The organism is Vibrio sp. 10N.239.312.C11, from assembly GCF_041466065.1.
Lineage (GTDB): Bacteria > Pseudomonadota > Gammaproteobacteria > Enterobacterales > Vibrionaceae > Vibrio > Vibrio tasmaniensis_A.
Window position 1 is genome coordinate 1 of the sequence record NZ_JBFSRZ010000116.1, and the last position, 3,115, is coordinate 3,115.

2 protein-coding genes are annotated in these 3,115 nt (G+C 38.9%); both read right to left on the reverse strand.

The features are described from left to right. Positions 1-146: 146 nt before the first annotated feature. Positions 147-566 (reverse strand): type III secretion system chaperone, encoded by a 420-nt coding sequence (locus AB6D07_RS22765; protein ID WP_017104176.1) that lies wholly within the window; start codon positions 564-566, stop codon positions 147-149. Positions 567-627: 61 nt separating this feature from the next. Next, complete coding sequence (locus AB6D07_RS22770) at positions 628-2,658, reverse strand: hypothetical protein (RefSeq protein WP_017100925.1); 2,031 nt, start codon at positions 2,656-2,658, stop codon at positions 628-630. Positions 2,659-3,115 lie beyond the last annotated feature (457 nt).

Below are 3,115 nucleotides of genomic sequence, written 5' to 3' on the forward strand. Positions count from 1 at the left end.
TGAAACTTGCCGTATTGACTAAGAAACGCACGAAATGGGGCTGCTCTGTCTCTAACTGAATTACGCAACAAAGCCGTGCTGATGACACGCAAACTTGTCACCTCGCGATTCAGATAAAATGAGTCGTAACTTTATCTACCCGTTAGCTACATAAATTTCATATTAATTAAAGCCAGATCAATATGAACATTTTCATTGCAATCATGTAAAGCATGAACCTTATCTTTAATTAAATGCATATTTTCAAAAATATTATTCAGCTCGTTATGGTCAAATTTATCCTTTGGTAAGGACACGCCTAGACATAGTTCTTCGTTGTTTAGTCCAATCCAGCAGCTTCCAAGTAAGTCCCGCTGCATATTTAAACTTAACCAATCACTCATCTTATATTGGTCTACAATGACATGTAGAGGGGTATACAAGGTAAATAAATCTGATTGCTTTGGCGATTCTAGAACCCAAAGGCTTTCCTGATTATCGATTATTTCAATCGCATCGGATTCAACGGGGATCTCAATTCCCCATAGTTCAGCAAGTTCTGATAATACGGCTTCAAATTTCAACATTACACCTCAATAATTTACTTTGCGAAAACAAGGGATCACGTGCGATCATCAAGTTTTGTTTTTAAGCTTTGCTCTGTAGCCATTCGTTCGAACTTAGCAGTGCATCTAGTTGCTTTTTCGCTGGAGAGGCGATGGTAAATGGCCCCAATTTATAACTTTGGCAATCTGATTTTAGTGATTCAACTTGCTTTGCCACTAAATATTGCATCCAAGGTTTATTCGATAGGTCGGTTAATTTCATTGCCTCCGAACTGGTTGATATATCGTCTTTCAGTGCCTGCAAGTGTGAAATATCCATATATTGATAAGACAGACGTTCAGCTTCGTTTTCGGCACCTTTAGGGTGAAACAGCTGAATTAGTCGGCTTCTCCAACTTGGTTTTGGCTCTAACAATAGAGGTTTTAGATTCGTCAATTTTGCCATCATTCTATCTACATCAATATTTAATGGGTTAATGCCGAGTGTGTTTACATTGGCGACTTCGGCTTCATTTGGAAGTTTTTCGATATGGAAGCCAATGTTCTGATTTAACCTTGATAGGTGATTCTCGAATGAGTCTGTCTTTTCTTTGATTACAAAATTACTGCTTACAATGTTATCAAAGTCCCCAATACCGTAGGTTTTGTTCGTATCGAATAGCGTGTGTTTACTTTGATCATTTACAGGTAAATCTATGCTAGGGCTTAGTTCTTTAAACACTGTTCCTTGCCCTCTAAATTCTGTTTTTCTTTGTAGTTCGTTATTTTTATCAACAGAATTAGTTCTGTTCACTGCTTTTACTAAAGCTTTTTGGAAGTTACGACATTTTAAATCTGCTTCTGGAAACTCTTTTACATTAGACTGGTAGAGGTTAGTTTGAAGTTCAAGCTTTTGTAGCTGTGACGGTAATTGTTTCTGTTTTAGTGCATTAAGTTGTTCTTGTTCGCTCACTTCCTGTTTTACTACTTTTTGGAAGGTTGCAGCGGTTTCGGTAGATAAGTTGCTTTTTAATACCACCTTCAGTGTTGTAGGCAACAGTTGAGACATAGGACCTAGCGTAGAGGCCTTGTTAACTCTCAACATCTGCCCTAATGTTGTCTTATTTGTTAACGCTTTTTTTACTAACTTTCCTAAGGAACCATTAGGGGAGTGCTCTTCAGTTAGCTTACAAAACTTACTTGCAAATTCTTCAGCCGTTTTAGGTAATGATTCAAGTTGGTAACACCCATTAGAGTATGTCATTGACCAATCATAAGAATAGCTCTGTGCGTATTCAGCATGTTTAGTGCTTGAGCTAGCATATGCGTTAAATAGTGATTCAAATTCTTTCTTGATAGAAGTGCTCTCATGCTCATAATAGTTTTGTAACTTAACGTCTGTTACTTGCTCTTTAGTCGCGTTTTTTTGATTGTCAGCTTGCTTGCTCTTTTCTATGGTTGTTTTTTCTGATGAGCTTATGCTGCCCTTAGATGTCTCTAGGCTTGGTTCTGATGTTACTCCTAGTGAAGTAGGCGCGGTTTTTGATGTCACATTAGTATCTGACACAGGCCTATCAACTAAAGGTGATACGACCGATGGCGACTTGAGTTCGATAGTATCTTTATGGCCTTTCTTCGGTGCTAGAGAAATAATCTCGCTGAAAGATTGTTGGACTAGAGCTTTAAATTTAGGGTAGAACTCACCTTTAGTTGGAGAGTGTCCTTTTGTTATATCTGAAAGTAACTGTTTAAAGCCCCCGACTTTACTTGGAAGTGGGCAGGTGACGTTGAAATCTTTGCTTACCGTTACATTCGCAATGTTTGACAGTTCTTTTACTCTTTTCTTTTCACTGCCAGGTTTACTTATCAAATACTCGGATAAAAAGTTTTCTAGTTTTTGTGAAAAAGACATTTTGTTTTGCGAGTAGAATTCTTGTGTCCCTTTTGGTGATGTATAGGCGTGATTGAAATGAGACTTGCCAGTCGTTGGGCTTGCGACGCTTGAACCTATAGAGGTTTGTTTTGCTGATGAAGCATGTACACTTTTTACGATACTTTGAGTTGATTCTGCGTGGTTGCTTTTCTTTATTGCTGTTGAGTTCATCGGTTGATGAATCGCTGAGATAGTAGGCATTGTGACCTCTTAGAACCTATATAAACACCGAGAGGGTAGTATAGGTTAAGAGTGCCAAGGGGGGCTCTCAGTATTGGCCTATTTTTTTTATATATCGAAATGAAAGGGGGCGAGCTACCTCCTTACCTTGACTAAGAACAGCTAGATGAAGTAAAAACGATAATTTATAAGAACCAGTGATTTAGCCAGTTTGCTATCCCCCCCCCTCCTGCTGTAAGTATGCTTGCAAGCTGGCAACTCACTAAATCCAATAGAACCGTTACTAAGCTCTGCTCTCGAAGACTTCAGGGGGTAAACACAGACTCTGACGACAGAGTCCGATCCTTGTTTACCCACTGCGGTGAATCCAAACACTTCGCAAAGAGCTTTACAGCATAACTCTTCTTGAGCATCAAGAACTGTTTGATCTGCTCCAGTCAGACTGGACACTTAGCTAAGCGACATTTCGCTTTTCAAA

Coding starts and splice junctions, on each gene's coding strand:
- AB6D07_RS22765 (WP_017104176.1), bottom strand. CDS start 566: ATGTTGAAATTTGAAGCCGTATTATCAGAACTTGCTGAACTATGGGGA.
- AB6D07_RS22770 (WP_017100925.1), bottom strand. CDS start 2,658: ATGCCTACTATCTCAGCGATTCATCAACCGATGAACTCAACAGCAATA.